This is a genomic window from Acidithiobacillus sp. TH-A36, assembly GCF_057473445.1.
Genome location: NZ_JBYCKP010000668.1, coordinates 1 through 6550, shown reverse-complemented (window position 1 = coordinate 6550; position 6550 = coordinate 1). Strand labels below are relative to the sequence as shown.

At 52.3% G+C, this 6550-nt stretch carries 12 protein-coding genes; 11 read left to right on the top strand and 1 reads right to left on the bottom strand.

Features of this window, described 5'->3' with window-relative positions; all coding sequences use genetic code 11:
• From AC2VLY_RS16735 to AC2VLY_RS16690, 10 genes are all read left to right on the top strand, one after another.
• A partial coding sequence (locus tag AC2VLY_RS16735; protein ID WP_486892383.1) for a FlhC family transcriptional regulator occupies nucleotides 1-466 on the top strand: 466 nt, incomplete at its 5' end.
• Nucleotides 467-498: 32 nt separating this feature from the next.
• Nucleotides 499-687 (top strand): hypothetical protein, encoded by a 189-nt coding sequence (locus AC2VLY_RS16730; RefSeq protein ID WP_024895300.1) that lies wholly within the window; start codon nucleotides 499-501, stop codon nucleotides 685-687.
• A 15-nt stretch (nucleotides 688-702) separates the two neighbouring features.
• Nucleotides 703-1053, top strand: a complete 351-nt coding sequence (locus tag AC2VLY_RS16725; protein ID WP_486892382.1) for a hypothetical protein — start codon at nucleotides 703-705, stop codon at nucleotides 1051-1053.
• Nucleotides 1054-1057: 4 nt separating this feature from the next.
• Nucleotides 1058-1915: a hypothetical protein gene (locus AC2VLY_RS16720; RefSeq protein ID WP_486892381.1), complete on the top strand. Its 858-nt coding sequence runs from the start codon at nucleotides 1058-1060 to the stop codon at nucleotides 1913-1915.
• A gap of 11 nt (nucleotides 1916-1926) precedes the next feature.
• A complete protein-coding gene (locus AC2VLY_RS16715) occupies nucleotides 1927-2580 on the top strand; it encodes a hypothetical protein (protein WP_065974102.1) in 654 nt (217 codons plus the stop codon).
• Nucleotides 2581-2616: 36 nt separating this feature from the next.
• Nucleotides 2617-2832: a helix-turn-helix domain-containing protein gene (locus AC2VLY_RS16710; RefSeq protein ID WP_065974103.1), complete on the top strand. Its 216-nt coding sequence runs from the start codon at nucleotides 2617-2619 to the stop codon at nucleotides 2830-2832.
• A 1-nt stretch (nucleotide 2833) separates the two neighbouring features.
• Nucleotides 2834-3181, top strand: coding sequence for a YbjQ family protein (locus tag AC2VLY_RS16705; protein WP_065974104.1), 348 nt, complete (start codon nucleotides 2834-2836; stop codon nucleotides 3179-3181).
• A gap of 77 nt (nucleotides 3182-3258) precedes the next feature.
• Nucleotides 3259-3501 (top strand): hypothetical protein, encoded by a 243-nt coding sequence (locus AC2VLY_RS16700; protein WP_139112157.1) that lies wholly within the window; start codon nucleotides 3259-3261, stop codon nucleotides 3499-3501.
• On the top strand, nucleotides 3494-3640 hold the full coding sequence (locus AC2VLY_RS16695; protein WP_158006556.1) for a hypothetical protein: 147 nt from the start codon (nucleotides 3494-3496) through the stop codon (nucleotides 3638-3640). The genes AC2VLY_RS16700 and AC2VLY_RS16695 overlap by 8 nt, the downstream gene beginning before the upstream one ends.
• Before the next feature lie 37 nt (nucleotides 3641-3677).
• Nucleotides 3678-3950 carry a helix-turn-helix domain-containing protein gene (locus tag AC2VLY_RS16690; protein WP_024895307.1) on the top strand — a complete coding sequence of 91 codons (273 nt, stop codon included), beginning with the start codon at nucleotides 3678-3680 and terminating at the stop codon, nucleotides 3948-3950.
• 44 nt (nucleotides 3951-3994) lie between these two features.
• On the opposite strand, the gene AC2VLY_RS16685 is transcribed toward AC2VLY_RS16690, so the two are convergent.
• Nucleotides 3995-5212: a tyrosine-type recombinase/integrase gene (locus AC2VLY_RS16685; RefSeq protein ID WP_065974106.1), complete on the bottom strand. Its 1218-nt coding sequence runs from the start codon at nucleotides 5210-5212 to the stop codon at nucleotides 3995-3997.
• Between the two features lie 329 nt (nucleotides 5213-5541).
• Between AC2VLY_RS16685 and AC2VLY_RS16680 the strand changes: the two genes are divergently transcribed.
• Nucleotides 5542-6550, top strand: a 1009-nt coding sequence (locus AC2VLY_RS16680) for a type I restriction-modification system subunit M (RefSeq protein WP_486922680.1), incomplete at its 3' end; no start/stop codon positions are given.

Below are 6550 nucleotides of genomic sequence, written 5' to 3'. Positions count from 1 at the left end.
TCCTATCAATGTGGAAGCGGTAACACGGATTAACCGCGCCCAACTCAACGCGCTTTGGAAAAATGTACATGGTTTCCCCGCCAAGGGCCAGACGCCTATTTATTCCTCTGTGTATTTGCGGTCCCACCGGGCGGTCAGAGAAGGTATCGCTTTTGTCAAAATCCTCCAGATGTACGAATTAAGCGAGGATATTAAGAGCCCTGAGATTTTCCTGATGGCGTACCAACGATTCAGAGAGTTGGTGCCCTGGGTGGAAGATCTACAAATGGAAAAAGCTTTTTACCTGTGGCGGGATTATCACCGCAAATTGGTCGTCTTGAATCACTGTAGCCAGTGTAAAGGGAGTTATCTATATACGATGCAGCCGGACGCCAGCGACACGATGCGCAACTGCACTTTTTGCCGATTACTTAAACAGTCCAGCACTTTTGCGAAAAAAAATGCAAAAACCTCACTGATACAATAAAAGTCTCCAGGATAAATAGTGAGGAAATGAAGATGAAGGATTATGTAGGGGATAGTAAGAAACGGTTATTAAATGCTTGCCACGAGGCGGTGGAAGCCGAGTTACGCAATGATATCGGTAGTTTTTGGGTAACGAATTATCGGCGCCTGATGCGCGGTAATTTTCGGATGGTTGGGTTATCTGTGAGGGGATGGTTTGGTCAACGGTTTAAACGTGGATAAAGAAGGAAGGTGCATATGAAAAAAGCGATGTGTGTATCGGCAGTCATGGCGGTAATGTTTGCGATGGCGCCTGCCAGTTGGGCAGGCACGGCTCCCTTTCAAGTATTGAAAGTCAACAGTGGTGGTACGGTGGTGACATTCAAAGGGAAGATCGCGCAAGCCGATGTTGTGGATGTGGGCAACCATTATCACGCGAAGCTTTTGGGGGATCGTACCATATTGATACTGCATACCGGCCATAATCTGTATAAAAAAGCGGTGTTGTATGTGCTTAAAAAGGGCGCATCCCATCCAGACGTCATGCTGTTGAAGCCCGTGCGTGGTTCTTTACCACATATCTATGATGGGCTCAAAAAAGGTGCATGAGATCATGTTGACCGAACATTTACCGGGAAGGCCCATAACGCCATCCCCTGCAAAAAATGAACGGTCACCATCAGCCCCAGAATCCAGGCAAGGCCATTCCGGGGCTCGCTCCTGGCGAGGGCGCGCCGTGGTGGTTCTAGGCGTGGTGTCGATGATGGGCTGCATGGTGCTGGCCTATGAGTACCTTGTTTGGCAGGGGCCGATCTGGTTTGCTTCGCAAGGGGTACACCGAACCAGTGGGAAGACCGATTCAGCAGCACTGGCAAAAAAGGAGAGGGCGTCGGTGCAGCAACTGCCCAAATGGGTGGAATTGGGCATAGTGCATACCACAAAGCAATTGGCGTCGTCCCAGAGCCAGTTGGAACAGGTGCGTAAAAAACTGGCATCCGCCCAGGCCTCTATCACCAGCCTGGATAAGGGGAGGGTGCGGCTTCAAAAAACCGTGGGGAATCTGACAGCGGAAAACATGCAACTGAAGGTGCAGATCCGTCAGGCGGAACAGTCTGCGGCCGATGCAAGACTGGCGCTGCGTGAACGTGCCGTGCCAGCACCTGTACAGAGTGGTTTAGCCGCAATGAAGGCCACTTCAGCAACGGGACCCAACGGGATTGTAGCCCTGGCGAGAAAGGTCGTTCCGCCATCGAAAGGCAAGAAAGTTAGGCTGCCCGCGCCCGCCGTTACGGCAAAAGGCTGGCTCACGATTGCGGTACATGGAACCCATGCCGTCGTACAAACGCCAGCAGGGCAGGTGGCCTTGGTGCATGTCGGCAGTCGATTGGATGGCGCCCTGATTACGCGGATTGATGCCCGTAACAAGGCGGTGGTTCTGAATCATCAGCAGTGGGTATATCCCCCGAAATAAAGGAGAGGAATATGGCAGCGGTCATGGATTTTGAGCAAACAGAGGTGTCAATGGATACCGGTAATATGCTGGATAAACTCATTCTCGAGCAGGAACAGCAACTGGAAAATGCCCAACATCGGTTAGTCGTGGAACTGGCGCAGAACCGATTGAATATATTGCGTGAAATGCAAAGAAGGATATTGGTGGACCACAGCTTGATGCGCTGCATCCCCTCAGAAGCCGCGCGGGTGGCGGTAGATGATGTCTTTCATGATTTTGAGGTCCGTGTGCAGGGTATTTTTAGTGGGATGGACGAACTCACCCAAAAGCTCATCGCGGCGCATGCGGATCGAGAAGACTATGAGGAAGCTTACGAGCGGGCCGTGCATCTGGGCACGGACTTGGAGCGCAAATGGTTTTCCGGGAAAAAGGCGGTGGAACAGTACAAGGCGGCCGCTGAGGCCGCAAGAGGGATGGCGGAGTCTGCGGATCGGGTGCTGCAGTTGCGGAAGGATCTGCGTACTAAAGAGCAGGCATTAAAACAGGGGCAGCAAAAGATTCTGGGATTAATCGAGGAGTTTATCGACCGATACCAGGAAAAGCCGACGAAAACCCTATCTGGTCCTGGTGAGGAGCAAACGCACACCGTGGAAACGGAACCGCATGTGGCTGCTGCTTCATAAGATAAGCGATTCAGTGAGTGTAAGTGAGGTGATTATATGAGCGAAGCGTACCAGACGGACGGATGGCCGGTGTTTATGCGACCTAAGACGGCCGCTAAATATCTGGGAATTTCAGAAGCGACTTTGTATCGATGGGTGAAAGAAGGGAAGTTGGCTCAGCCTATGCAGGTCTCTGCAGGTATTCGTGGCTGGCCCCAGCCGGAATTGAAACGCTTTGCGGATCGGTATTTTGTGCGACAACAGGAGGCATGATATGCACATTTTTACGACAGATAGTGTTGAAGGAATGACCATTGAGAAAAATTTCGGGACCATATTTGGTACGGTTATTCGTTCACGTAACATGATTGGACGCAGCCTAGGTAATATCGCGTCGGCTTTCGGCGGCAAGCAGCGGGGCGATACAAATATGGCGAATCAGACCCGGGAAGATGCCCTGCAGGAACTGAGTAATAATGCCGAAGCGTTGGGAGCAAATGCTGTCCTGGCCATGCGGTTCGATTCTGGCGAGTTTGACTCGGGCAATGGGAATATCATGCAAGAAGTGGTCGCGTATGGAACGGCGGTGTATTTGGTAAAGAAAGGCGGAGAGGAACGATAATGTCCTTTGTGCAAAGAAACCGTGTGGAGCCGGGCCAACCATTACATCTTGATGGACAGCGAAAAAAGAATGGATGCATGACCACTTCCATGCCCGTTATTGGATTGCATCGGACTCAGGATTCTGTGCTTGGGCAGGAGCCTGATTTAAAGATGCTCATGGATTACTGGCGTTCCTTGCTCGACCCGCAGCTCCGCACCTTGCCGCACCCATTTTTGGCGAACCAGTTAGAGGAAGTGCAGGTGGCCTTGCGGGATGCGCTGTATTATCTGAAGCGTTACCCGGTTAAAAAACGTCCAGTTGGTGAAAAGAATGCGTGAATTCATCCATCGTGACGATTCTTCTGTACGGCTTCTGATTGTGGATGTGCAGCAAGTATTTATATTAGCCGAAATCCAGTATCTGCCACGAAAGATACAGGAATTGTTACTGGAATATGCGCATGTTGCGGCCAATTAATTTTATCATCCAGCAGCAGTGATGAGGTACACAAGCTATGGCTCTTGAAAATGATCTGAATCAAAATGACCTGACTCAACAGGTGATTCATGAAATCACCAGCCAGTTAGGTCGTAATGAAGGCTTCCCCCATCAACAGCTATTAAACGAAGCGGACGCAGCATTGATTCTGCAGGTTAAGCCTTCCACTTTGCAAAACTGGCGATGTACGGGTCGCTATGACCTGCCATTTGTGAAGACAGGCCGCCTTGTCCGCTACCGTGTCGCTGATATTGCCGCTTGGATCGCAAAACGTAGACAGCTAGGATAGGCTATTGCGTGGTCAAATGCCTTCGTGACCCGTTTCACGATATATCATTTTTTGCGATGGATAGGTAATTTCTCCATTGGCACAACCTCAGCAGCCTTTTTCATGCCGCCAGCCACAAGGATGGCATCGGTGCCCTTCTGCCAAGCATCGGCCACCGGGTCTTGCGCCAGTCTCGCATACACGGCGGTCGTTTGCTGCGAGTGGTGCCCGAGTCCTTTGCCGATAACAGCTAACGATACACCGGCGTCAATCTGAAAACTCGCTAGGGTCCGGCGTAGATCGTGCAACCTCAAGTCCTTGAGACCTGCTCGTTCCAGTAAACGCGCCCAGCCCTTTTTGGGCTCTACAAGGTGTCCTGTTTTCCCTGCACCGGGGAACACCCACCCTTGTGATCCATTGGCTACTGCCCGGGTTTGCAGTATCTCTACAGCAGCATTGGTGAGCGGCACAACGATATTGTCCTTCGCTTTCGCCTTGCTTCCCGGAATAGTCCAGGTTTTACGCTCCAGATGGATTTCATCCCAGTGCATTGCCAGCACATTGGATCGTCGCGCTCCAGTCAGCAACGACAACATAATGTAATCGCGTATATCCGGGTTTTCCTCAGCGGACAGCGCCTCAAAAAATTGTGGCATCTCATCCGGGTGCAGGCGTCGGTCTCGACTTTCTTCGCGGTGCATCTTCAATCCAGCAGCGGGGTTTGTCAGCCCCGGAATATCCAGCGTATTGATCCCGAAGTTAAACACGGCGCGGATCAGGGCTAATACTCTGTTGGCCTGATAGATACCGGACTGGGTGCCGATCTTCCTGTGTAATGTGCGGATATGCTGGCGCTCAATGTCGGATAGCTTCTTTTTCGACAATGTACCCAAGTGTAAACGATAGTTGCTCTGATCTTTACTCAGGCTCTTTTTGCCCTTGGCCTTGCAGTCTTTTACCCACTCGCTGAACAGGTCAGAAAATGTCATCTCAGCTTTTTTGATGCGCTTCTGTTCGGCGGGGTTCGTGCCTGCGGCTATTTCGTTGATGATCCTCGCTGTAGTGGTTCTGGCCATCTCAATGGTGACGATAGTGGCATCGCCAATGCGGATCTCTTCTGTTCGTCCTCCCACTTTTTTGATGCAATAGAAAGTTTTGGCTCCTGATGGAGAAATATACACGGCCAAGCCTTTTTGCTTTTCGTCGTAAACGCGGCGGCGCTTGTCGGACATGGGTTTTAGTGCTTGCAAACCGTTTTTGGTGAAGTTCAATTTTTCAGGCATGGCGGCGTCTCCTGGACCCACTGATTTTTGGTGGATAATCCAACCTCTATCCAACCTCTATCCAACCTTTTTGCGGTAAATTGGTAAATGTAGATAAAGGTAGTATCTGTATAACTGTTTGATACGTCAAGGTTGATAAAGGTTGGTGAACTTTGAGAAATGCCAGAATTTGAGACTGTTAATCACTAGGTCGGCAGTTCGAGCCTGTCCCGGGGAGCCAAAAGAAACAAGCATCCAGGTTATAGCCTGGGTGCTTTTTTTGTTTTATTGACTATTGCTCATATAATTCCCAAGCTGTGCCCATTTTAGGCATCAGAAATGGGGGAAAAATGGTTGCGGTTCGAACGGATCAACCTCAATTGGCAAACAATAACGGTAAAGACAAATCTCTCGAATCCTGGATCTGGGACGCCGCGTGTTCCATCCGTGGCGCCAAGGACGCGCCGAAGTATAAGGACTACATCCTCCCGCTCATTTTCACCAAGCGCCTTTGCGACGTCTTCGATGACGAACTAAACCGCATCACCGCCGAGGTGGGCTCGCGCAGGAAGGCCTTCCAGCTCGCCAGGGCCGACCACAAGCTCGTCCGCTTCTACCTCCCGCTGGTGCCGGACGATCCCGAGCAGCCGGTCTGGTCCGTGATTCGCAAGCTCTCCGACAAGATTGGCGAAGGCGTCACCACCCACATGCGGGCCATCGCCCGGGAAAACCCGCTGCTGCAGGGCATCATCGACCGGGTGGATTTCAACGCCACCACCCACGGCCAGCGCGACCTCGACGACGACCGCCTCTCCAATCTGATTGAGGCCATCAGCACCAAGCGCCTCGGGCTCGACGACGTCGAGGCAGACATCATCGGCAAGAGTTACGAATACCTGATCCGCAAGTTCGCCGAAGGCGGCGGCCAGAGCGCCGGCGAGTTCTACACCCCGCCCGAGGTCGGCACCATCATGTCCCGCGCGCTCCAGCCCGAGCCCGGCATGGAAATCTACGACCCCACCTGCGGCTCCGGCGGCCTGCTGGTGAAATGCGAGATCGCCATGGAAGAAAGCACCCAGGGCAAAAAGCGCACCGTCGCCCCGCTGAAACTGTTCGGCCAGGAATTCACCCCCGAAACCTGGGCCATGGCCAACATGAACATGATCATCCATGACATGGAAGGCCAGATCGAAATCGGCGATACCTTCAAGAACCCCAAATTCCGCAACAGGCAGGGCAAGCTCCGCACCTTCGACCGCGTCGTCGCCAATCCCATGTGGAACCAGGACTGGTTCACCGAGGCCGATTACGACAACGACGAACTCGACCGCTTCCCCGCCGGGGCCGGCTTTCCCGGCA